Below are 23,345 nucleotides of genomic sequence, written 5' to 3'. Positions count from 1 at the left end.
TGGTTGCGGTGGACCTGACCCAGCGGCTGGCGGGGCGCGTGGCGGTGATCACCGGTGGTGGCAGCGGTATCGGTCTGGCGGCTGCGCGGCGCATGCACGCTGAGGGCGCACGGATAGTCATCGGTGACATCGACGTCGAGTCGGGGGGCGCCGCCGCCGAACAACTCTCGGGTTTGTTTGTGCCGGTAGATGTTTCCGACGAGGACTCGGTGAACAGATTGTTCGACTCCGCGGCCGGCACCTGCGGCGCAGTTGATATCGCATTCAACAATGCCGGGATTTCGCCGCCCGAGGACGACCTGATCGAGAACACCGAACTTGCCGCATGGCAGCACGTGCAGGACATCAACCTGAAATCGGTGTATTTGTGTTGCCGGGCGGCGTTGCGGCACATGGTGGCGGCCGGCCGCGGGTCGATCGTGAACACGGCATCGTTTGTCGCGGTGATGGGTTCGGCAACCTCGCAAATCTCTTACACCGCGTCCAAGGGCGGGGTGCTGGCCATGTCGCGGGAACTCGGGGTGCAGTTTGCCCGCCAGGGGATCCGCGTCAATGCGCTGTGCCCGGGTCCGGTCAACACGCCCCTATTGCAGGAGTTGTTCGCCAAGGATCCCGAGCGGGCCGCACGACGACTGGTGCACGTGCCGTTGGGCCGCTTCGCCGACCCCGACGAAATCGCCGCTGCGGTAGCTTTTTTGGCGAGTGACGACGCGTCGTTCATCACGGCCTCGACCTTCCTGGTCGACGGCGGCATCAGTTCGGCCTACGTCACCCCGTTCTAGGAGTAGACGAGACTGCCGTTCACCGCCCGTCCGCTGATCTGCCGCATTCGCCGGGCCGACTGGTGGAAATCCACGGTGACGGGACTGGGCGGTTCCAGCTCGCCCCACACCGGGGGCACCGACAGCCTGCCGATCTTCGTCCCGCCGCCCCAACGCGCCTGCACGGTGGTGGCGTCCACGGCCTTGCGGCCTACTCCCAGAAAAGTCAGCAGGTGCATCGGAAACTTCACCGGGATCGCAAGGGAACTCAGTCGCGCCAGCGACGAGGAGACCGAGGCAAGCGCGACCTCGAATGCCGTCAGCGGCGATGCCGAGAGTGCTTGGAGCGCATGAGGGAGCGCGGAAATCAGTTGCGCGCCAACCGCTAACACTTCCGGGTCGCCAACCGCACCCTGGTGGGCGAATACCGGCAAGTCGACGGTGAGCGGCGCCGAAGTGAAGGGTGACACCCGCGAGGCGGCCGCGGCGGCGTCGGCGTAGCTGTACATGGCGTCGACGTCCTGAGCCCACATCTGCTCGTAGACGGCGTCCAAGGCCGCGATCGAATGACTACCCTGAGCCAGCGCGTTCGTCCTGGCCAGCGACATGCGCCGATCCCGGTTCGCCGCGATCATCGGTGGGGGAACCACCGCCGCGTGTGCCTCTTCGTACGCGCTCGCGGCGGCCCTGGCGTGGGCGGCGGCCTGCTCGCCCTTGGCTGCGGCGGCGTGCAACCAGCCCAGGTAGGGTGCCGCGGCCTGGGTCATGGCGATTACCGCGGTGCCTTGCCATCCGCCGTTCAGCTTCGCGGTGACGCCGCGAAATCCGTCTGCGGCGTCATCCAGGGCGTCGGCTAACGCATTCCACGCGCGGGCAGCGGCTACAAACGATTCCGAACCCGGCCCTGCGTACAGCCGGCCGCTGTTGACCTCCGGTGGTACGAGCCCGTAATCCATTGTCAGGCCTCCTGATACGGACAGGCCCGGTTGGGACCATTGCCGGTCCAGCGATCTATAAACCCAACCTATCGCAGGCCCGATAGGTCAACTACAGAAAAGAGATTTGAGTTCGCTTAGAGCAGTTCGATCAATGGGATCGCCATTTCGCTGTCGGTGCCGGCGCCGTGAAAGCCGACCAGGCGAGCCGTCTCCGGGGGTTCGTGTTCGGTGGCCAAAACGGCCGACTCGCCGGTGCAGACGACGACGACATCACCGATCCGGGGGAGATGCCGATGATCCATCGGCCCGAACATGCCCGACGCGACGGCCTCGTCCCGGGTGTACACGTGCGCGCGACCGCCTAGGAGTTCACCCCAGGTGGCGAACACGTCGGCTGCCGCACCCGGTTGGGTGTGCAGGTAGCGCACCCGCGGTTCGCCGGCGACCACCCGGATGCCCGCCTTCAGCCGCGGATCGGTGTCCAGGTCGATGCGCGCGTCCGGCGGGACGTTCAGACCGCCGTGGTCGGCGGTCACCAGCAGGGCCGCGTTTGCCGGCAGCGACTCCACCAACCTGGTCAACAGCGCATCGATGCGAACCGCCGCCTCGTGCCACTGCGCGGACCCGACGCCGAACACGTGCGCGGCAGTGTCCAGATCAGGGGTGTACCCGTACACCAGTCCCGGTGCGGCACGCAGGTCATCGGTCAGGCGCTGGGCATAGGCCTCGTCCGGTGGGGTGGGCACGAAATGCGCGCCGCGATAAGCCGCTTCGGTCAGGCCACTGCCGATGAACCACTGCGGCAGCAGCGCACGCGCGCTCACTCCCGCGTGCGCCATCCGCTCGAACCAGGTGGGCACGGGCTGCCATTCGCCCGGGGGAGGCTCGTCGCGCCACCGGATGTGACTGAGCACGCGGTCGGTGCCCGGGACGTTGAGTGTGAACCCCAGGATGCCGTGTTCACCGGGCTGAACGCCGGTGCCCAGCGACACCAGGCTGGTCGGCGTGGTGGACGGGAACGTGCAGGACAGCTGACGCAACCGGCCGGTCGCGCCGGCCAGTACGGACGCGAGCAGCGGCGCGTCATCCGCCAGTTCCGGCAACAGGTGCCAGCCCATCCCGTCGACCAGCACTAACACGACGCGGTCTACGGCACCGAGCGACGCCGTCAGGCCGAGCGTGTCGGCCGCGTCAGGCACGCCGAGCAGAGCTGCCGCGCTGGGCAGCACTTCGCAGATCGAGTGGGGCACGACGGTCAGTGTGACACGGCACCCGGCGCGCTCGAACCCTGCACGAACCGGCGCAACCAACCGAACCAGGCGGCCATGCCGGTGCCGGTGCGGGCACTCACCGGCAGGATGGCGGCGGTCGGATTTACTTCACGCACGTGCGCGATGTATGCGTCGACGTCGGCGTCCAGATACGGCACCAGATCGATCTTGTTGAGCAGCACCACGTCCACCGAACGGAACATGACGGGGTATTTCAGCGGTTTGTCCTCGCCCTCGGTAACCGAATAGACCATCGCCTTGGCATGTTCGCCGACGTCGAACTCCGCTGGGCACACCAGGTTGCCGACGTTCTCGATGACCACCAGGTCCAGACTCGGCAGGTCCAAACCGGGCAGGGCGCGGTTGACCATGGGCGCGTCGAGGTGGCACTCACCGCCAAAACCGTTGCTGGTGTTCAGCAGTGACACCTGAGCACCGCGGCCGCTTAGCTTGACGGCGTCCAGGTCGGTCGCGATGTCCCCTTCGATCACGCCGATCGCGAATTCTCCGGCGAGTTCGTCCAGCGTCGCCTGCAGTACGGTCGTCTTGCCAGATCCCGGTGCACTCATCAGGTTCAGGGCCCGAATACCGTTGCTGTCGAACGCGGCACGGTTGAAGTTCGCCCGCACGTCGTTCTCGGCGAAAATCTCCTCCAGCACTTCTTCGCGCTGATCACCGGTGTCGTAGTGCCGGTGATCGGCGTGGTCGCCCTCGTGGGTGTGTGCCGTGGTCGCGTCGTCGTGCCGGTGAAACTTACCCATTCGACCTATCTTTCACGATCCCAGGCGTCGTGCCTATCTCGATGCTTCGGCCCGAGTGCCGGTAGAAATTCGACGGCGTCGATCAGCAATGCGACGTCTCGGCGGGCCTCATCAGGCTCAGTCCAGCCCCAGCAGCGCGTTCTCGACCACCTCGGGCAGCGCCGGGTGGATCCAGTACTGACCGCGGGCCATCTCCGGAGCGGTGAGCCCGAAGCTCATCGCCTGGATCAGCGGTTGGATCAGGGACGATGCCTGGTAACCCATGAAGTGTGCTCCCAGCAAGCGGCCGGTGCCGCGCTCGGCGATCAGCTTGACCACTCCGGTGCTGTCCTCCATCGCCCACCCGTAGGCCACGTCGCCGTATTCCTGGACCTTCACCGAGAGGTCGTATCCCTGTGCCAATGCCTGGTTTTCAGTCAATCCGACACTGGCCAACTGAGGATCGGTGAATACCGCCGATGGAACGAACCGGTGGTCGGTGACCGCCATCGAGGCGGTGTCGTCCCAGTCGCACAGCAGGTTGTGTTGCACCACCCGCGCTTCGTGGTTGGCCACGTGCTTGAGTTGATAGGGTGAGGAGACATCGCCAAGCGCGAAAACCCCACGCGCCGATGTTCTTTGATACTCGTCGACCACCACCTGGCCCTGTTGGACGTCGACGCCGGCCTGCTCTGCGTCCAGGAGATCGGAGTTGGCCACCCGGCCGGTGGCCACCAGCAGCAGGTCGGCGTCGAGCGTGCTGTCGTCATCCAACTTGAGTGATACACCGTTGCCGCGGTTTTCGGCGTCGACCACATTGCGCAACGCCCGCAGCTCCCACTTGTTGGACACGATGCGGGTGAAGCGTTCACAGATCTCGTCGTCTGCGTGCTTGAGCAGGGTGCCACCGCGCATGACGAGGGTGACCCGCGACCCGAGCGCGGAGAAGACATGCGCAAATTCTGTTGCTACATAACCACTTCCGACGATTACCAAGTGTTCGGGCAGTTTCGGTATGCGCATCACCGTGTCGCTGGTGTGGTAAGTGACACCGGAGGACTGAATGGCGGGCGGGATGGTGGGCCGCGAACCGGTAGCGATCACCACCTGCTCGGCGGTGAACTCCTCGCCTTTGTCGGTGCGCAGCAGGTAGCGCCCGTCGGATTGCACCGGTCCGAAGCGCGTGTGCTGGCTGTACACGTCGACGTTGGGCAGCGCACGCCGATAGTCTTCGCCGCTGTGCGCGATCGGGTCGATGCGCCCGAAAACGCGGGAAACGATGTCATCCCAACGCACCCCGTCCAGGTGCGCGTCCACGCCGTACCTCGCGGCTTCCCGGACGTTCTTGGCGACCTCGGCGGCATAGACGAACATCTTGGTCGGAATGCATCCGACGTTGAGGCAGGTACCACCGAACGTGCCCTGCTCGCAGATGGCCGCCCGCTTGTCGCTGAACCGTTGGTCGAGAATGGTGTTTCCCGAACCGGTTCCGATGATGGCGATGTCGTAGGTCTCCATGTGGGCGTTTACCCTTTCCCTGACGATGCCGCGGTGCTGAGGTAATCGTCCAGCCAGTGGTCGAGATGGCGATAGGCTATCTGGCGCGGTCTTTCCAGGGACAAAAACACATCGTGTTTGGCATCGGCCACCGGAATGATGGTGCTGCGGTTCCCGATACAACCCGCCCAGCGGGCGATCTGGCGCACGTCGAGCACCGCGTCACCGCGCTGCAGTGCGTCCGGTCCAGCGTCCTCGCTCACCGTGTGATCCGAACGCAGAATCAGGTTTGGCACGCCCACGTCCAGGCCGCGGTGCAATCGCGCATGACCGCGGCGCATGGCGTGCAGCCACCCGAAGGTGACCGGGAACCCGCCCAGCGGCTTCCAGTCCAGGTTGTAGTCGAACTCGCCGTGGTGGTCGCTGTGCAGACTGGCACCGTAGCCCCCGGCACCCGCAGCCCGTGCGATGCCCTTACCGCGAATACGCGACAGCGCCGCGATGGTCGCCGAGGTCACGCCGAGGCGCAGGATCGCCCGACCGTGCAGATCGAGAAACGGGCTATTGAGCACCAGACCGGTGACACCGTTCAACGTGTCCTTGCGCCGCAAACGGTCCAGCCACAGCGACACGATCAGGCCGCCCGCCGAATGCCCGTACATCAACACCGGCGCGGCAGGGGAGTGCTCGCGGATGAGCCGTAGGGCCCGGCTGAGTTCGGTGTCGTAGCAAGCGAGGTCAGAAGTGAAGTGCGGAGTCTGGCCCGGCCGCTGGGACCTGCCGCATTTGCGCAGGTCAAGTGCGTAGAACGCGAAGCCGCGGTCGGCGAAATGATCGGCCAACGCGGTGTTGAAGAAGTAGTCGGTGTAGCCGTGCACTGCCAGCACCGCCCGGTCCGTGGCCGGGGAGTCGCCCCGCCGGATCAGCGTTGCGACGATGTGGCCCTCGCCGTCGGGATCGGGTCCCAGCGGGATGGTGCGTTGCACGTAGCCGGGCAGGACGTCCGGCACCCAGCCAGTCACGCAGGTCAGCTTAGAGCGCCGCGGCAGCCGCCGTCGGTCCGCCGCCCGTCCCGGCCGTCGTCACCGGCGATAGCCTTGGGGAACCGCCACATCGCGAGGAAGGACCCGCCACCCGGTGGCAGCATTGACCCGAACCGACGTTGTCCTGGTGGGTGCCGGCATCATGAGCGCCACTCTGGGAGCGATTCTGCGGCGGCTGGAACCCGATTGGTCGATCACCGTGATCGAGCGTCTGGACGGTGTCGGCGGCGAAAGCAGCGGCCCGTGGAACAACGCCGGAACCGGCCATGCGGGACTCTGCGAACTGAACTACACCCCGGCTCGGCCCGATGGCACCGTCGACATCAGCAAAGCGGTCTCGGTCAACGAGCAGTTCCAGATAACCCGCCAGTTCTGGGCATACGCGGTGGAAAACGGCATCCTGACCGACGTCCGGGGTTTCCTGCATCCGGTGCCGCACGCGAGCTTCGTCCGGGGCGCAGACGGTGTCGACTATCTGCGCCGGCGCCGCGAGGCGTTAGCCCACAACCCGTTGTTCGCCGCCACCGAGTTGATCGAAGATTCCGACGAGTTCGCGCGCCGGCTGCCATTGATGGCCGCCCGCCGCGACTTTGCCGAACCGGTGGCGCTGAACTGGGCGGCCGACGGCACCGATGTCGATTTCGGCGCACTGTCCCGACAGCTGATCGGCTACTGCGTGCGTACTGGTGTCGGCGTGTGGTTCGGTCACGAGGTGCAAAGCTTGTCGCGGCAGTCCGACGGCAGCTGGACGCTGACCGTCGCCAACCGCCGTACCGGGGCGAAACGCAAGCTCAACGGCAAGTTCGTCTTCGTCGGAGCCGGCGGTGACGCGCTGCCGTTGCTGCAGAAGGCCGGGATCGCCGAAATACGGGGCTTCGCCGGCTTCCCGATCGGCGGCCGGTTCCTGCGCGCCGCCAAGCCGGTGCTTACCGGCGGACATCGGGCCAAGGTGTACGGCAGACCGGCGCCGGGGGCCCCGCCGTTAGGCGCGTTGCACCTGGATCTTCGGTTCGTCAACGGCAAATCCTGGCTGGTGTTCGGACCTTATGCCGGGTGGTCGCCAAAGTTCCTGAAACACGGGCACTTCAGCGATCTGCCGCGCTCGCTCCGGTTGCACAATCTGGTGCCCGTGCTCGGGGTCGGCGTAACCGAACTGACCTTGCTCAACTACCTGATCGGCCAATTGCGGCTCGGTGCACCCGCCCGGATTGCCACACTGCGCGAATTCGTGCCCAGCGCCGTTCATGCGGACTGGGAGCTGACGGTGGCGGGCCAGCGGGTGCAGGTGATTCGGCGTGCCAAGCGCAGCGGCGGGCTGTTGGATTTCGGCACCACGATCGTGGCGGACGCCGACGGCAGCATCGCCGGACTGCTCGGCGGTTCACCCGGTGCCTCGACCGCCGTGTCGGCGATGTTGGACGTGCTGCAGCGTTGTTTCGGCGCCCGGTATCAGTCCTGGTTGCCGAAGCTGAAAGAGATCGTGCCGTCATTGGGAGCGCGGTTGTCCGACGAGCCCGCGTTGTTCGACGAGTTGCGATCGTGGACCGGTAAGACTCTGCAATTGGACGCCGCAGCATGAGCCGCGCCGGCGACGATGCAGAGCGAAGTGATGAGGAGGAGCGGCGCCAATGTGCCGCGCCGGCGACGATGCAGAGCGAAGTGATGAGGAGGAGCGGCGCCAATGACTGAAGCTTTGCGCCGCGTCTGGGCCAAAGATCTTGATGCGCAGATACTTTACGAGCTGCTCAAGCTCCGGGTGGAGGTATTCGTGGTTGAACAGGCGTGCCCGTACCCGGAACTCGACGGACGCGATCTGCTCGCCGAAACCCGGCACTTCTGGCTGGAAACAGCTGAGGGAGAGGTGATCTGCACGCTACGTCTCATGGAGGAACACGCCGGCGGCGAGAAGGTGTTCCGGATCGGCCGGGTGTGCACCAAACGCAACGCCCGCAATCAGGGCCACGCCACCCGGTTGCTGCGTGCCGCCCTCGGCGAAGTCGGCGACTACCCTTGCCGCATCGACGCGCAGAAGTACCTCAGCGAGATGTATGCCCAGCATGGATTCGTCCGCGACGGCGCCGATTTTCTCGACGACGGAATACCGCACGTGCCGATGCTCAAGCCCGGTACCGGCCCGGCGGGTGCGCGGTGAAGCCGTATCCATTCAGCGCGATCGTCGGGCACGACCAGCTGCGACTGGCGCTGCTGTTGTGCGCGGTGCGCCCGGAGATCGGCGGCGCGCTCATCCGCGGCGAGAAGGGCACCGCGAAGTCGACGGCCGTGCGCGGGCTGGCCGCCCTGCTCTCCGCCGCTACCGGTTCTGACGGCACCGGGCTGATCGAGATGCCGCTGGGGGCCACCGAGGACCGGGTGGTGGGTTCGCTGGATCTGCAGCGGGTGCTGCGCGACGGTGAGCACGCCTTCTCGCCCGGTCTGCTGGCCCGCGCTCACGGCGGCGTGCTGTACGTGGACGAGGTAAACCTGCTGCACGATCACCTGGTCGACATCCTGCTCGACGCCGCCGCGATGGGTCGGGTGCACATCGAACGTGACGGTATCTCCCACTCGCATGAGGCGCGCTTCGTGCTGATCGGAACCATGAACCCCGAGGAAGGTGAACTGCGTCCGCAGCTGCTGGACCGGTTCGGTCTGACTGTCGACGTCCAGGCATCCCGGGATGTCGACGTGCGGGTGGAGGTGATCCGCCAGCGGATGGCTTATGAGGCTGATCCGGACGGGTTCGCCGCGCGTTATGCCGACGCCGACGCCGAGTTGGGCCGGCGCATCGCCGCGGCCCGGGCCATCGTCGACGATGTTGTGTTGCCCGACAACGAGTTACGGCGGATCGCGGCGCTGTGCGCGGCGTTCGATGTCGACGGGATGCGAGCCGACTTGGTGGTAGCGCGTACCGCCGCCGCGCACGCCGCGTGGCGGGGCGCGAAAGCCATCGAAGAACAGGACATCCGGGTGGCGGCCGAGTTGGCATTGCCGCACCGTCGCCGGCGCGATCCGTTCGACGATCCCGGGATCGACCGCGATCAACTCGAGGAAGCGCTGGCACAGGCCGGTGACTCGAAGCCGGCAGAATCTGAGCCCGATCCGGAGCCCGACCCGCCCGGAGGCGGTCAGTCCACTAATGACACTGCGCCGCAACAAGACTCACAGGCCAAGCCAGCCCCGCAGCCGCCGCGCCAAAGCGCCCCGCCCTCGAAGGTCTTTCGCGCCAGAGCATTAACTGTCCCGGGTGTCGGGGAAGGGGCACCCGGACGGCGCTCACGTGCCCGCAATGCCTCCGGCAGCGTGATAGCCCCCGCCGACCCGGCCGCCCCGGACGCCCACGGTCTGCACTTGTTCGCCACCGTACTGGCTGCTGCCGAAAATGCTTGCGGTGCAGGGCGATTACGCCTGCAGCCGGACGATATCCGGCGGGCAGTCCGCGAAGGCCGCGAGGGCAACCTGGTGATCTTCGTCGTCGACGCATCCGGATCGATGGCAGCCCGCGACCGGATGGCGGCGGTCAGCGGCGCCACCATGTCGTTGTTACGCGATGCCTACCAGCGGCGGGACAAAGTCGCGGTCATCACCTTCCGGCAGCACGGGGCGAGGGTTCTGCTACCCCCGACCTCCTCGGCGCACATCGCCGGGCAGCGGCTGGCCCGGTTCGACACCGGCGGCAGGACGCCACTGGCCGAAGGTCTGCTGGCCGCGCGCGAACTCGTGATCCGGGAACGGGTGCGGGACCGGGCACGGCGGCCCTTGGTCGTGGTGCTCACCGACGGTCGCGCCACTGCCGGTCCGGACCCGTTGAGCCGCAGTCGAATCGCGGCGAAGCGGTTGGTCGCCGAGGGGGCCGCCGCGGTGGTGGTGGACTGTGAGACGTCCTACGTCCGGCTGGGACTGGCCGGACAGCTGGCCCGCCAGCTCGGGGCGCCGATCATGCGGCTGGAGCAGCTGCATGCCGACCAGCTGACCCGGGCCGTCCGGAGCGTGGCCTGATATGCCCAAAGGCAAACCAGTCGAGGTTCCAGACGATGGTCTGACCACTCGGGCCAGGCGCAACACCCCCATACTCGCCGTGCACACCGGCGAGGGCAAAGGGAAGTCGACGGCCGCGTTCGGAATGGCGTTGCGCGCCTGGAATGCCGGCCTCGACGTGGGGGTCTTCCAGTTCGTCAAGAGCGCGAAGTGGAAGGTGGGCGAGGAATCGGCTTTTCGCCGCCTCGGTGACCTGCACGATCAGCACGGCGTCGGCGGCAAGGTGGAATGGCACAAAATGGGTGCCGGTTGGTCCTGGATACGCAAGTCAACGAAGGCCGGCAGCGAGGACGATCACGCGGCGGCTGCGGTCGACGGGTGGGCCGAGATCGCCCGCCGGTTGTCCCAGCAATCTCACGACTTCTATGTGCTTGACGAGTTCACCTACCCGTTGAAATGGGGCTGGGTCGACGTCGACGACGTGGTCGAGGTCCTGCTCGGCAGGCCCGGCCATCAGCATGTGGTGATCACCGGCCGCGACGCCCCGGCACGACTCGTCCAAGCCGCCGACCTGGTCACCGAGATGACCAAGGTGAAGCACCCAATGGACGTCGGCCGAAAAGGGCAGAAGGGCATCGAGTGGTGAGTACGCCGGCCGTGGTGATTGCCGCGCCTGCGTCGGGCAGTGGAAAGACCACGGTGGCAACGGGTTTGATCGGAGCCCTGCGTCAAGCCGGCCACCGCGTGGCGCCGTTCAAGGTGGGTCCGGACTTCATCGATCCGGGCTACCACATGCTGGCGGCGGGCCGACCCGGACGCAACCTCGACCCGGTGCTGGTGGGGGAGGGGCTCATTGGGCCGCTCTTCCAGCATGGCACCCGCGGTGCCGACATCGCGGTGATCGAAGGAGTGATGGGCCTGTTCGACGGGCGTATCGGCCCGGCGGCCCATGGTGTGGCGGAGGGTTCCACCGCGCATGTCGCGGGGCTGCTGCGGGCGCCGGTGATTCTCGTCGTCGATGCGCGCGGCCAAAGTCATAGTGTCGCCGCACTGTTGCACGGCTTTTCCACGTTCGACAACCAAACCCGCATCTGCGGGGTGATTCTGAACCGGGTCGGGACGGTCCGACACGAGCAGGTGCTGCGGCAGGCGTGTGAGCAGGCCGGTGTCCCGGTGCTCGGGGCTATTCCGCGCAATGGCGAACTGGAGCTCCCGTCGAGGTATCTGGGGCTGGTCACCGCCGTGGAATACGGGCGGCACGCGCAACGGGCGATCCAGGCGATGACGGCGCTGGTGGCTCGGCATGTCGATCTGACCGCCGTTCTCGCCGCCGCCGGGGGCTGGGTCGACGACCCGCCATGGGATCCGGCGGTCGCAGTCGGGGAGGGGTCGACGGATCGACGTCCCACGGTCGCTCTGGCCTCGGGGAAGGCATTCAGCTTCGGCTATGCCGAGCACGCAGAGTTGTTGCGCGCCGCCGGCGCACAGGTCGCCGAATTCGACCCGCTGTGCGAAGCACCGCCCGAGGGCACGGCCGCGGTGTTGCTGCCGGGTGGGTTCCCCGAACAGTTCGCGGCGGAACTGTCCGCCAACGACGCTGCTCGGCGGCGGATCGCCGAACTGGCGGCGGCCGGCGCGCCCGTGCATGCCGAATGTGCGGGACTGATCTATCTGGCTGCGGACCTCGACGGATACCCGATGTGTGGCGTCCTGGCCGGATCGGCGCGGTTCACCCAACAGCTCACTCTGGGGTACCGCGACGCGGTCGCGGTAGCCGAATCCTCGCTGTACTCGGTCGGTGAGCGGGTGGTGGGGCACGAATTCCACCGCACCGCAGTTAGCTTCACCGACAGTTATCAGCCGGCGTGGGTGTACCGCGGCCAGCAGGTCGACCGGGTGCGGGAGGGTGCCGTGCACGGCGGCGTGCACGCCTCCTATCTCCACACGCATCCGGCGGCCACACCGGGTGCGGTGGCGCGCTTCGTTGCGCACGCCGCAAATCTGGTTGCTTGACTCCCGGGCGGTGGGCCTGCGTGGGTAGCGCCGACACCGCGCTCAGGCACGGTTTCGCGACGCAGAGACGCTCTCGGCGCAGTCTCGAAGCCGTCATCGCGCAGTCCCGATGCCGTCATTGCGGTGTCAGCGGCGGCGCCAGCCAAACATTAAACTTGCCCGGTGACTGAGAGCCCCTACCTGGTCGGACTGCGACTGACCGGCAGAAAGGTCGTCGTCGTCGGCGGGGGCAGCGTCGCGCAGCGCCGGCTACCACTGCTCATCGCCAGCGGGGCCGACGTGCACGTCATCTCCCGTAGCGCGACGCGCTCGGTCGAGGCGATGTCCGGAATCACCTTGTCACTGCGCGAATACGCCGACGGCGACCTGGAGGGCGCCTGGTACGCGCTGGCGGCCACAAACAACCCCGACGTCAACGCGGCCATCGTCGCGGAGGCCGAACGAAACCGTATCTTCTGTGTCCGGGCCGATATCGCCGTCGAAGGCACCGCAGTCACCCCGGCTTCCTTCGAGTACGCGGGGCTGTCGGTGGGTGTGCTGGCCGGTGGCGAGCACCGCCGTTCGGCGGCCATCCGCTCGGCGATCCGCGAGGCGCTGCAGACCGGCGTGATCACCTCGGACGGACAGGTGGGCTCCGACGTCGTCCGGGGCGGCGTCGCACTGGTCGGCGGCGGGCCGGGGGACCCCGAACTGATCACCGTCCGCGGCCGTCGGCTGCTCGCGCAGGCCGACGTGGTGGTCGCCGACCGGCTTGCACCGCCCGAACTCCTCGCCGAACTGGGGCCGCATGTCGAGGTGATCGACGCCGCCAAGATCCCGTACGGCCGGGCGATGGCCCAGGACGCGATCAACGCCGTTCTGATCGAACGGGCCAAGGCGGGCAAGTTCGTCGTCCGCCTCAAAGGGGGCGATCCGTTCGTGTTCGCGCGGGGCTATGAGGAAGTGCTCGCGTGCGCCGAAGCCGGCATCCCGGTATCTGTGGTGCCAGGTGTGACAAGTGCCATAGCGGTGCCAGCCCTGGCGGGTGTTCCGGTTACCCACCGGGCCACAAATCACGAGTTCGTGGTGGTCAGCGGCCATTTGGCGCCCGACCATCCCGAATCGTTAGTCAATTGGGATGCTTTGGCAGCAATGTCCGGCACCATCGTTTTGCTGATGGCGGTCGAACGCATCGAACTCTTCGTCGCGGCGCTGTTAAAGGGCGGCCGACCTGCGGATACTCCGGTGCTGGTGGTGCAACACGGGACGACGGCAGCGCAACAAACGTTGCGAGCGAGGTTGGCTGACACGCCGGAGCGGGTACGTGCAGAAGGGATCCGACCTCCCGCAATCATCGTTATCGGCCCAGTGGCGGGCCTCACGGCCGCTGAGGCTTTAAACGATTCTTAAGATTACTGTAAGGTAACCTGCTATGACGGCTCTCAACGACTCAGAGCGCGCGGTTCACACTTGGACCGAAGGACGCTCAGAACGTGCGGCCCAGGAGCGTCCCACGCGTTCAGTGGAGACCCCATTCCAACGCTTGAGCAGGTATTATCCTGCCTGGATGCCTTCGTACCGCTTCATTGCGGCGGTCATCGCGATCGGCGGGATGCAGCTGCTGGCCACCATGGACAGCACTGTCGCCATTGTGGCGCTTCCTAAGATTCAGGATGAGCTCAGCCTGTCCGACGCCGGTCGGAGCTGGGTGATCACCGCCTACGTGCTTACTTTCGGCGGGCTGATGCTGCTCGGTGGCCGCCTCGGCGACACTATCGGGCGCAAGCGCACGTTCATCGTCGGTGTCGCCCTGTTCACCATCTCCTCGGTGCTGTGTGCGGTCGCCTGGGATGAGGTGACCCTGGTCATCGCCCGGCTGTCGCAGGGCATCGGGTCGGCCATCGCGTCGCCGACCGGTCTGGCGCTGGTCGCAACCACTTTCCCCAAGGGTCCGGCGCGTAACGCCGCGACCGCGGTGTTCGCTGCGATGACGGCCATCGGTTCGGTGATGGGCCTCGTGGTGGGCGGCGCGCTGACCGAGTGGTCGTGGCGGCTGGCATTCCTGGTCAACGTCCCGATCGGTCTGGTGATGATCTACCTGGCCCGTACGGCGCTGCGGGAGACCAACCGCGAGCGGATGAAGCTGGACGCCGCCGGAGCTGTGCTGGCCACGCTGGCGTGCACCGCCGCGGTGTTCGCGTTCTCCATCGGGCCGGAAAAGGGCTGGATCTCGCTCACCACCATCGGTTCGGGGGTGGTGGCGTTGGTGGCGGCCATCGCCTTCGCCATCGTGGAGCGCACCGCGGAGAACCCCGTCATCCCGTTCGGCCTGTTCCGCGACCGCAACCGGTTGGTCACCTTCGGTGCGATCTTCCTCGCCGGTGGCGTCATGTTCAGTTTGACCGTGTCCATCGGCCTGTATGTGCAGGACATCCTGGGCTACAGTGCGCTGCGCGCCGGCGTGGGCTTCATACCGTTTGTGATCGCGATGGGAATCGGCCTGGGTATCTCTTCTCAGCTGGTGTCGCGGTTCTCGCCGCGGGTGCTGACCATCGGCGGTGGCTGGCTGCTGCTGGCGGCGATGCTGTACGGCTCGTTCTGCATGCACCGCGGCGCGCCCTATTTCCCGAACCTGGTGGTCCCCATCGTGGTCGGCGGCATCGGCATCGGCATGGTGGTTGTGCCGCTGACCCTGTCCGCCATCGCGGGGGTCGGTTTCGACCAGATCGGACCCGTCTCGGCTATGACGTTGATGCTGCAGAGCCTCGGCGGACCGCTGGTGCTGGCCGTCATCCAGGCCGTGATCACCTCGCGAACGCTGTATCTGGGCGGTATCACCGGGCCGGTCAAGTTCATGAACGAAGCGCAGCTGCACGCGCTTGACCATGGCTACACCTACGGTCTGCTGTGGATCGCCGGAACCGCCGTCATTGTCGGCTGCGCAGCGCTGTTCATCGGCTACACCCCCGAGCAGGTGGCGCACGCGCAGGAAGTCAAGGAAGCGATAGACGCCGGAGAGATCTGACTCTCCGGCGCACAAGGCTCCGTCACCGAGACTGAAAATCTGCAGACCCTTACTCGTACTTTGTCTGCAAATCCTCAGTCTCGATGCCCCCGCCGTTCGCGATGCCCGGCTGATCGCCCCCCTCGCCCACGCCACTAGGCTTGCCGCCTGTGATCACCCGGATGTCCGAGCTGTTCCTGCGCACGCTGCGCGACGACCCCGCCGATGCTGAGGTGCCCAGCCACAAGCTGCTGATCCGGGCCGGGTACGTCCGGCCCATCGCGCCCGGGTTGTACAGCTGGCTGCCGCTTGGCCTGAAAGTCCTGCGCAACATCGAACGCATCGTCCGCGAGGAGATGAACGCCATCGGCGGCCAGGAGATCCTGTTTCCCGCCTTACTGCCCCGTGCGCCGTATGAGACGACGAACCGGTGGACCGAATACGGCGACGGCGTGTTCCGGCTCAAAGACCGCCGCGGCAACGATTACCTGCTTGGTCCCACCCACGAAGAGCTGTTCACCCTGACCGTCAAGGGCGAGTACAGCTCCTACAAGGACTTCCCGCTCACGCTGTACCAAATCCAGACCAAGTACCGCGACGAGGCGCGCCCGCGCGCCGGCATCCTGCGTGGCCGCGAGTTCGTCATGAAGGACTCCTACTCCTTCGACATCGACGCCGCCGGCCTCAAGTCCGCCTATCACGCACACCGCGAGGCCTACCAGCGCATGTTCGAGCGTCTGCAGGTGCGCTACGTCATCGTGTCGGCCGTTTCCGGTGCGATGGGCGGCAGCGCCTCAGAAGAGTTTCTGGCCGAGAGCCCGATCGGCGAGGACACCTTCGTTCGCTGCCTGGAATCCGGGTACGCCGCGAACGTCGAAGCGGTGATCACCGCCCAGCCCGAGGCCAAACCCGTCGACGGGCTGCCCGAGGCGCAGGTCCACGACACCGGGGACACGCCGACTATCGCCACGCTGGTGGCCTGGGCCAACGAGGCGGGTCTGGGCCGGACCGTCACCGCCGCGGACACTTTGAAGAACGTTCTGGTCAAGGTGCGCCAGCCCGGCGGGGAGTGGGAGTTGCTCGCGATCGGCGTGCCCGGTGACCGCGAGATCGACGACAAGCGACTGGCTGCGGCGTTGGAGCCGGCCGAGTACGCCCTGCTCGCCGACGCAGACTTCGCCCGGTACCCGTTCCTGGTCAAGGGGTATATCGGTCCGAAAGCTCTGCGCGACAACGGCGTTCGCTATCTCGTCGACCCGCGGGTGGTGGACGGAACCAGTTGGATCACTGGTGCGGACGAACCCGGCCGGCACGTCGTCGGGCTGGTGGCCGGCCGTGACTTCACCGCCGACGGCACGATCGAAGCCGCCGAGGTACGCGAGGGGGATCCCTCGCCTGACGGGGCCGGCGCGCTGGTCATGGCGCGGGGCATCGAGATCGGGCACATCTTTCAGCTCGGCCGCAAATACACCGACGCCTTCACCGCCGATGTGCTCGGCGAGGACGGCAAGCCGGTCCGGCTGACGATGGGCTCCTACGGCGTAGGGGTGTCGCGTCTGGTCGCCGTGGTCGCCGAGCAGCACCATGATGAACTCGGGCTGCGCTGGCCGTCCTCGATCGCCCCTTTCGACGTCCACCTGGTGATCGCCAACAAGGACCCCGAAGCGCGCCTGGGAGCAGCCAAGTTGGCCGCCGACCTGGACAAGGTGGGGATTGAGGTGCTGTTGGACGACCGCACCGCCTCGCCGGGCGTGAAGTTCAAAGATGCCGAGTTGCTGGGCGTGCCGTGGATCGTCGTGGTAGGTCGGGGCTGGGCGGATGGCCGGGTCGAACTGCGCGACCGCTTCTCCGGCCAGACGACCGAGTTGGCCGTGGACGACAGCCTGGTCACCGACCTAGTAGCAGCCATCACCACTCGTTGACTCTGCGCTGTGGGCGGCCTCTGCTCTGACAAATAGGCCATGGCCGCAGAGTCAGTGCGCGAGAGCTACTCGTTGCCGCCGGGAAAAGGACTGGTGATCGGCCAGCCGCCCAGGACCTTGTTCCAGCGGGCGGCCATCACCGCGCTCTGCGTCAGCGCGGTCGAGGCGAAGGCGCGGTCGTCGGCGGAATCGGCATACTCCACGACCGCCCGCCATGCCGTCGCTCCGTCGTTCTCCATCCGTGCCGCCAGTCGCGCCGCTTCGACGGGGCTGCCCACCGGCGACGGCAACTGGTAGCCGGGGGCCGCGACCACCGCGGTGGCCTTGCGGGCACTGAGCATGGCGATGACGTCGTCGCGACGCTGGCGGTGCTGGTTGAGCGCTTCCACCACCAGGTCGTTGACGCTCGGCGGCGACATCGCCGAGACGATGCCGTAGCCGTAGACGGTGGCGTGCTCGACCGCCAGAGCGTCGTTCAGGGCGGTGACATCGGCGTCCTTGCCCGCAGGTGACCGCTTCGGGCTGGCGCCGAAGCTGGGTTCGGAGGACGTCATATCGAGGGTCCTCCGGCCACCAGCGCCACCTCGTAAGAGGCGGTGCAGGACGCAACGATCGAGGCCAGCAGTCCGGCCCGGTATCCGGACGAGGTTGCGACGAGGCGGTTGGCGTCATCCGCGGACTTGCGCAGCGAGTCGATGACGTCCGATACCGGGGGCGGCGGTGGCGGCGGGGCTTCCGGTTCGTTGGAGTTGGGGTTGGCTGAGGTGCTCGTTTCGGTGGCCGACGAGACTAACTTGCCGGCAGCGCGTGCTATTTCGGTGGACAGCGCCCGGGCGTGCGCACCACGCTGCGAGGCCACCACGGTCAAAGCGGCGGCAATCTGAGGCGGACTGCCGATGGCCCCTGCGGCCGCAGCGGCCAGCGCGCTGTCGCGCCGGGCCTGATCCAGCGGGCCTAACAACTCCTCGACGCCGGGGGGCTTTGGCGCCGGCTCACCGCAGGCAGTGGCCGCAAGGCCAAGGGCAGCGAGCACAGCACCACCGGCGAGCACACCTCGCCGGCTGATGACGGGTACTGCTCTGGGCACGTTCCACATCCTGCCATCACCGAACTGGACCGGAACGCCTGCCACGACGGGGGAGTGACCTGACACCGGCGGTCTTTTGATAAATCCTCCAAGACTGAATCCTGGCGTATCGTGGATAGCTGGCTAGCCAGTGACCGGACAACTCAAGATGAGGAGCTCGCCGTGACCACCGGGCTACCTTCGCAAACGCAGGTGATCGAGCTACTCAGTGCTGAGTTCGCGCGCGCTGGCTATGAGATCGAAGACGTGGTGATCGACGGCCGCACCCGTCCGCCGCGGATCACTGTGATCGCTGACGGCGACACCGCCCTGGATCTGGACACCATCGCCGACCTGTCCCGTTCGGCATCGTTACTGCTGGACGACCTCGACAAGCTGGGCGACCGGTACGTGCTGGAGGTCAGCTCGCCCGGCGTGGAGCGCCCCTTGACCAGCGAGAAGCATTTCCGGCGCGCCCGCGGCCGCAAGGTTCAGGTCACGCTCTCCGACGGCAGCGCGCTGTCCGGCCGAATCGGTGATACCCGTGACGGCACCACGGCGCTGGTGGTCCGACGGGGCCGGGACTGGGCCGTACGCGAGGTCCCCCTCACCGACATCACGACCGCCGTGGTGCAGGTCGAGTTTTCCCCGCCGGCTCAAGCCGAGCTCGAGCTGGCAACGTTGGCTCAGGTGGGTCGGGCTCAAGAGACGGAGGCCGAAACGTGAACATCGACATGGCCGCACTGCACGCGATCGAGGTGGACCGGGGCATCTCGGTCAACGAACTGCTCGAGACGATCAAGTCGGCGCTGCTCACCGCATACCGGCACACCGAGGGCCACCAGACGGACGCCCGTATCGAGATCGATCGCAAAAGTGGGGTAGTGCGGGTCATTGCCCGCGAGACCGACGAAGACGGCAACCTGATCAGCGAATGGGACGACACGCCGGAGGGTTTCGGCCGGATCGCCGCCACCACCGCCCGCCAGGTGATGCTGCAGCGCTTCCGCGACGCCGAGAACGAGCGCACCTTCGGCGAGTTCTCCACCCGCGAGGGTGAGATCGTCGCCGGTGTCATCCAGCGTGACAGCCGGGCCAACGCCCGTGGTCTGGTCGTCGTCCGGATGGGGACCGAAGCCAAGGCCTCCGAGGGCGTGATTCCGGCCGCCGAACAGGTCCCCGGCGAAAGCTACGAACACGGCAACCGGCTGCGCTGTTACGTCGTCGGCGTGAGCCGCGGCTCCCGCGAACCGCTGATCACGCTGTCGCGTACCCACCCCAACCTGGTCCGCAAGCTGTTCTCGCTGGAAGTGCCCGAGATCGCCGACGGTTCGGTCGAGATCGTCGCGGTGGCCCGGGAGGCCGGCCACCGATCCAAGATCGCCGTCGCGTCGCGGACGCCCGGACTCAACGCCAAGGGCGCTTGCATCGGACCGATGGGGCAGCGCGTCCGCAACGTCATGAGCGAGTTGTCCGGCGAGAAGATCGACATCATCGACTTCGACGAGGACCCGGCCCGCTTCGTCGCCAACGCGTTGTCGCCGGCCAAGGTGGTGTCGGTGTCCGTGATCGACCAAACCGCCCGGGCCGCGCGTGTGGTGGTGCCCGATTTCCAGTTGTCGCTGGCGATCGGCAAGGAAGGCCAGAACGCCAGGCTGGCCGCCCGGCTCACCGGCTGGCGCATCGACATCCGGGGCGACGCGCCCGGGCATTCCGCCGACCACCCCGAACACGGCGCCAGCCACGGGATGGCCCACTAGCGCCAGTTCCTGGCCGCCGCGCGATCGTGAGCTTTTGGGTCTGCTCGCGGATTCCGCACCGGGTGGTTCGGACTGGTGTCGGAGTGACGCTAGACTTAGCCGTGATCCAGCGCGAGCCTTCGGCCTCGGCGCACCGACAACCGGACAATCCCAGTGGACCCGTGCGGACGTGCGTCGGATGCCGGAAGCGAGAGTTGGCCGTCGAACTGCTTCGAGTGGTGGCTTCGTCTACCGGGAACGGCAACTATGCCGTGATCGTTGACACGGCCGGAAGCCTGCCGGGGCGAGGTGCATGGCTGCATCCCGCGCTGCAGTGCGTACAACAAGCGATCCGGCGGCGAGCTTTCACCCGTGCGCTGCGCATCACCGGTTCACCGGACACATCCGCGGTGGTCGAGCATGTGAGCTCGTCCCCGCGCAACAGAACAGGTTGCAACGAACATGAGCACACCGTGAAGTCCCGATGACTCCCACCTCTATGCGTTACAGCTAGACCCGAGGCGCGGCCCACGACTGTCGCCTCTTAGACAGGAGATGTAGTGGCAGGTAAGGCCCGCGTACACGAGTTAGCCAAAGAACTCGGCGTCACCAGCAAGGAAGTCCTCGCCCGACTGAATGAACAGGGCGAATTCGTCAAATCCGCATCCTCGACGGTAGAAGCCCCGGTTGCCCGGCGGCTCCGCGAGTCCTTCGGTGGCAGCAAGCCCGCCGCCGACAAAGCTGCGGCTAAAAGCCCCGCAGCCGGCGCGCAAGCCGGCAAGGCGCCCGAGAAGGTCGGCGCCGTTCCCGGCCCCAAGGCCGATTCGGCCCTGGACCGGGCGCTCGACAAGGCCATCGACCCGGCCGGCAACGGCGCGGCGGCCAGCGCACCCGCCAAGCCCGCCGCACCCGGCCGGCCCGGCGATGCCGCCCCCGCGGCCCCGGCCGCCAGTGCCGCCAAGCCGGCGGCGCCGGCCCCGCCCACGCCTCGGCCGGGCGCACCGACTCCCGGACAGCAGCCCAACCCGCAGGCCCCGGCACCCGGCATGACACCTGGTCCGCGCCCGGGTCCGGCACCCAAGCCCGGCGTGCGCACCCCGCGCGTCGGCAACAACCCGTTCTCGTCGGCGCAGCCCGTCGACCGACCCATTCCGCGTCCGCACCCCCAGGCCCCGCGTCCCGGCGCACCCAGGCCAGGTGCACCGCGGCCCGGCGGAGCCTCGCCCGGCAGCATGCCGCCGCGTCCCGGCGGTGCCGCAGGTGGGCCTCGCCCGGCGCGTACCGGTGGGCCGCGGCCCGGCGGTGCCCGGCCAGGTGGCCCCGGCGGCGCTCGTGACGGCGGCGGCGGCAACTACCGCGGCGGCGGTGGTGTCGGAGCCGCACCTGGTGCCGGCGGCGGCGGTTTCCGCGGTCGTCCCGGCGGCGGTGGCGGTGGTGGACGCCCCGGCCAGCGCGGCGGCGCCGCAGGTGCGTTCGGCCGCCCGGGCGGTGCGCCGCGGCGCGGTCGCAAGTCCAAGCGGGCGAAACGCGCCGAGTACGAGAACATGCAGGCACCGGTCGTCGGTGGCGTGCGGTTGCCGCACGGCAACGGTGAGACCATCCGGCTGGCCCGCGGTGCCTCGCTGAGCGACTTCGCCGACAAGATCAACGCGAACCCGGCCTCGCTGGTGCAGGCGCTGTTCAACCTCGGTGAGATGGTGACCGCTACCCAGTCGGTCGGCGACGAGACGCTCGAACTGCTGGGCAGCGAAATGAACTACGTGGTTCAGGTCGTCAGCCCCGAGGACGAGGATCGTGAACTGCTGGAGTCCTTCGACCTGACCTACGGCGAAGACGAAGGTGGCGAGGAAGATCTGCAGACTCGCCCGCCCGTGGTCACCGTGATGGGTCACGTCGACCACGGCAAGACCCGGTTGCTGGACACCATCCGTAATGCCAGCGTCCGCGAGGGCGAGGCCGGCGGCATCACCCAGCACATCGGCGCCTACCAGGTCGGTGTCGACTTCGAGGGCAGCGAACGGCTCATCACCTTCATCGACACCCCGGGTCACGAGGCGTTCACCGCCATGCGTGCCCGCGGTGCCAAGGCCACCGACATCGCCATCCTGGTGGTGGCGGCCGACGACGGCGTAATGCCGCAGACGGTTGAGGCCATCAACCACGCGCAGGCCGCCGACGTGCCGATCGTGGTGGCGGTCAACAAGATCGACAAGGAGGGCGCCGACCCGGCCAAGATCCGCGGTCAGCTCACCGAATACGGTTTGGTGGCCGAGGACTTCGGCGGCGACACGATGTTCGTCGATATCTCCGCCAAGCAGGGCACCAACATCGCCGCGCTGGAAGAGGCGGTGCTGCTCACCGCCGACGCCGCCCTGGACCTGCGGGCCAACCCCGACATGGAGGCCCAGGGTGTCGCCATCGAGGCGCACCTGGACCGCGGGCGGGGTCCGGTGGCCACCGTGCTGATTCAGCGTGGGACGCTGCGGGTCGGCGACTCGATTGTCGCCGGTGACGCCTACGGCCGGGTGCGCCGCATGGTCGACGAACACGGCGAAGATGTCCACGAGGCATTGCCGTCGCGTCCGGTGCAGGTCATCGGCTTCACCTCGGTGCCCGGTGCCGGCGACAACCTGTTGGTCGTGGACGAGGACCGGATCGCCCGACAGATCGCCGATCGGCGCAGCGCCCGCAAGCGCAACGCCCTGGCGGCCCGCAGTCGTAAGCGGATCAGCCTGGAGGACCTGGACTCGGCGCTGAAGGAAACCAGTCAGCTGAACCTGATCCTCAAGGGCGACAACGCCGGTACGGTCGAGGCGCTGGAAGAGGCCTTGATGGGTATCGAGGTCGACGACGAGGTGGCGCTGCGGGTTATCGACCGCGGTGTCGGTGGCATCACCGAAACCAATGTCAACCTGGCGTCTGCATCGGATGCGATCATCATCGGGTTCAACGTGCGTGCCGAGGGCAAGGCGACGGAGTTGGCCAACCGCGAGGGTGTCGAGATCCGGTACTACTCGGTGATCTACCAGGCGATCGACGAGATCGAGAAGGCCCTGCGTGGCATGCTCAAGCCGATCTACGAAGAGAACCAGTTGGGTCGCGCCGAGATCCGCGCGATCTTCCGGTCCTCGAAGGTCGGCATCATCGCCGGCTGCATGGTCACTTCCGGAGTGGTACGCCGCAACGCCAAAGCCCGGCTACTGCGGGACAACATCGTGGTCACCGAGAACCTCTCGATCCACTCGTTGCGCCGGGAGAAGGACGACGTGACCGAAGTCCGGGAGGGCTTCGAATGCGGTCTGACGCTCGGGTACTCCGATATCAAAGAAGGCGACATCATCGAGTCATTCGAGCTCGTCCAAAAGGAGCGGTCATGACGGCGGTCATGACGACCGTG

20 protein-coding genes are annotated in these 23,345 nt (G+C 67.1%); 13 read left to right on the top strand and 7 right to left on the bottom strand.

Annotation, left to right across the window (positions count from 1 at the left end):
• Window positions 1-8: 8 nt before the first annotated feature.
• Window positions 9-782 carry a 3-oxoacyl-ACP reductase gene (locus A5636_RS18595; protein ID WP_065160162.1) on the top strand — a complete coding sequence of 258 codons (774 nt, stop codon included), beginning with the start codon at window positions 9-11 and terminating at the stop codon, window positions 780-782.
• Here the strand turns inward: A5636_RS18595 and A5636_RS18590 are convergent.
• The 5 genes from A5636_RS18590 to A5636_RS18570 form a co-directional block, all read right to left on the bottom strand.
• Complete coding sequence (locus A5636_RS18590; RefSeq protein ID WP_065160108.1) at window positions 779-1,717, bottom strand: PPE family protein; 939 nt, start codon at window positions 1,715-1,717, stop codon at window positions 779-781. The two genes, A5636_RS18595 and A5636_RS18590, sit on opposite strands and share 4 nt — an antisense overlap.
• Before the next feature lie 116 nt (window positions 1,718-1,833).
• Window positions 1,834-2,949 (bottom strand): alkaline phosphatase family protein, encoded by a 1,116-nt coding sequence (locus A5636_RS18585; protein ID WP_065160107.1) that lies wholly within the window; start codon window positions 2,947-2,949, stop codon window positions 1,834-1,836.
• A gap of 5 nt (window positions 2,950-2,954) precedes the next feature.
• The gene (hypB, locus tag A5636_RS18580; RefSeq protein WP_065160106.1) at window positions 2,955-3,731 is read right to left on the bottom strand and encodes a hydrogenase nickel incorporation protein HypB; all 777 of its coding nucleotides are present in this window, start codon (window positions 3,729-3,731) and stop codon (window positions 2,955-2,957) included.
• 117 nt (window positions 3,732-3,848) lie between these two features.
• Window positions 3,849-5,228: a mycothione reductase gene (gene mtr, locus A5636_RS18575; RefSeq protein ID WP_065160105.1), complete on the bottom strand. Its 1,380-nt coding sequence runs from the start codon at window positions 5,226-5,228 to the stop codon at window positions 3,849-3,851.
• Window positions 5,229-5,236: 8 nt separating this feature from the next.
• Window positions 5,237-6,229, bottom strand: coding sequence for an alpha/beta hydrolase (locus A5636_RS18570; protein ID WP_065160104.1), 993 nt, complete (start codon window positions 6,227-6,229; stop codon window positions 5,237-5,239).
• A gap of 115 nt (window positions 6,230-6,344) precedes the next feature.
• On the opposite strand from A5636_RS18570, the gene mqo reads away from it, so the two are divergent.
• The 8 genes from mqo (at window position 6,345) to A5636_RS18530 (ending at window position 17,143) form a co-directional block, all read left to right on the top strand.
• Window positions 6,345-7,829 carry a malate dehydrogenase (quinone) gene (gene mqo, locus A5636_RS18565; RefSeq protein ID WP_065160103.1) on the top strand — a complete coding sequence of 495 codons (1,485 nt, stop codon included), beginning with the start codon at window positions 6,345-6,347 and terminating at the stop codon, window positions 7,827-7,829.
• A gap of 102 nt (window positions 7,830-7,931) precedes the next feature.
• Window positions 7,932-8,402 (top strand): GNAT family N-acetyltransferase, encoded by a 471-nt coding sequence (locus A5636_RS18560; protein WP_065160102.1) that lies wholly within the window; start codon window positions 7,932-7,934, stop codon window positions 8,400-8,402.
• Window positions 8,399-10,246 carry a magnesium chelatase subunit D family protein gene (locus A5636_RS18555; RefSeq protein WP_065160101.1) on the top strand — a complete coding sequence of 616 codons (1,848 nt, stop codon included), beginning with the start codon at window positions 8,399-8,401 and terminating at the stop codon, window positions 10,244-10,246. The genes A5636_RS18560 and A5636_RS18555 overlap by 4 nt, the downstream gene beginning before the upstream one ends.
• 1 nt (window position 10,247) lies before the next feature.
• The gene (gene cobO / locus A5636_RS18550; RefSeq protein ID WP_065160100.1) at window positions 10,248-10,871 is read left to right on the top strand and encodes a cob(I)yrinic acid a,c-diamide adenosyltransferase; all 624 of its coding nucleotides are present in this window, start codon (window positions 10,248-10,250) and stop codon (window positions 10,869-10,871) included.
• Window positions 10,868-12,238, top strand: coding sequence for a cobyrinate a,c-diamide synthase (locus A5636_RS18545; RefSeq protein WP_155763888.1), 1,371 nt, complete (start codon window positions 10,868-10,870; stop codon window positions 12,236-12,238). Before cobO ends, A5636_RS18545 begins: the two co-directional genes overlap by 4 nt.
• A gap of 162 nt (window positions 12,239-12,400) precedes the next feature.
• Window positions 12,401-13,627 carry a uroporphyrinogen-III C-methyltransferase gene (gene cobA, locus A5636_RS18540; protein ID WP_065160098.1) on the top strand — a complete coding sequence of 409 codons (1,227 nt, stop codon included), beginning with the start codon at window positions 12,401-12,403 and terminating at the stop codon, window positions 13,625-13,627.
• 22 nt (window positions 13,628-13,649) lie between these two features.
• Entirely contained in the window at window positions 13,650-15,242 is a 1,593-nt protein-coding gene (locus A5636_RS18535) for an MFS transporter (protein ID WP_065160097.1), read from the top strand.
• A gap of 149 nt (window positions 15,243-15,391) precedes the next feature.
• Window positions 15,392-17,143 carry a proline--tRNA ligase gene (locus tag A5636_RS18530; protein WP_065160096.1) on the top strand — a complete coding sequence of 584 codons (1,752 nt, stop codon included), beginning with the start codon at window positions 15,392-15,394 and terminating at the stop codon, window positions 17,141-17,143.
• Window positions 17,144-17,208: 65 nt separating this feature from the next.
• Here the strand turns inward: A5636_RS18530 and A5636_RS18525 are convergent, their stop codons facing one another.
• Together A5636_RS18525 and A5636_RS18520 are read right to left on the bottom strand one after the other, a co-directional pair.
• Window positions 17,209-17,697: a ferritin-like domain-containing protein gene (locus A5636_RS18525; protein ID WP_065160095.1), complete on the bottom strand. Its 489-nt coding sequence runs from the start codon at window positions 17,695-17,697 to the stop codon at window positions 17,209-17,211.
• Window positions 17,694-18,230 (bottom strand): hypothetical protein, encoded by a 537-nt coding sequence (locus tag A5636_RS18520; RefSeq protein ID WP_437339844.1) that lies wholly within the window; start codon window positions 18,228-18,230, stop codon window positions 17,694-17,696. The genes A5636_RS18525 and A5636_RS18520 overlap by 4 nt, the downstream gene beginning before the upstream one ends.
• 162 nt (window positions 18,231-18,392) lie before the next feature.
• Between A5636_RS18520 and rimP the strand changes: the two genes are divergently transcribed.
• The 4 genes from rimP to infB all read left to right on the top strand — a co-directional run bounded on the left by rimP (window position 18,393) and on the right by infB (window position 23,325).
• Window positions 18,393-18,935, top strand: a complete 543-nt coding sequence (rimP, locus tag A5636_RS18515; protein WP_065160094.1) for a ribosome maturation factor RimP — start codon at window positions 18,393-18,395, stop codon at window positions 18,933-18,935.
• Window positions 18,932-19,969 carry a transcription termination factor NusA gene (gene nusA / locus A5636_RS18510; RefSeq protein ID WP_065160093.1) on the top strand — a complete coding sequence of 346 codons (1,038 nt, stop codon included), beginning with the start codon at window positions 18,932-18,934 and terminating at the stop codon, window positions 19,967-19,969. The genes rimP and nusA overlap by 4 nt, the downstream gene beginning before the upstream one ends.
• 101 nt (window positions 19,970-20,070) lie before the next feature.
• On the top strand, window positions 20,071-20,436 hold the full coding sequence (locus tag A5636_RS18505; protein WP_216638855.1) for a YlxR family protein: 366 nt from the start codon (window positions 20,071-20,073) through the stop codon (window positions 20,434-20,436).
• A gap of 72 nt (window positions 20,437-20,508) precedes the next feature.
• Complete coding sequence (infB, locus tag A5636_RS18500) at window positions 20,509-23,325, top strand: translation initiation factor IF-2 (protein ID WP_065160092.1); 2,817 nt, start codon at window positions 20,509-20,511, stop codon at window positions 23,323-23,325.
• The last annotated feature ends 20 nt before the right edge of the window (window positions 23,326-23,345 follow it).

The sequence above is a fragment of the Mycobacterium asiaticum genome, from assembly GCF_001673315.1.
In the GTDB taxonomy this organism is placed as follows: Bacteria; Actinomycetota; Actinomycetes; order Mycobacteriales; family Mycobacteriaceae; genus Mycobacterium; species Mycobacterium asiaticum_B.
The sequence above is the reverse complement of the archived record's forward strand: the minus strand, read 5'-3'. Positions and strand labels throughout refer to the sequence as shown.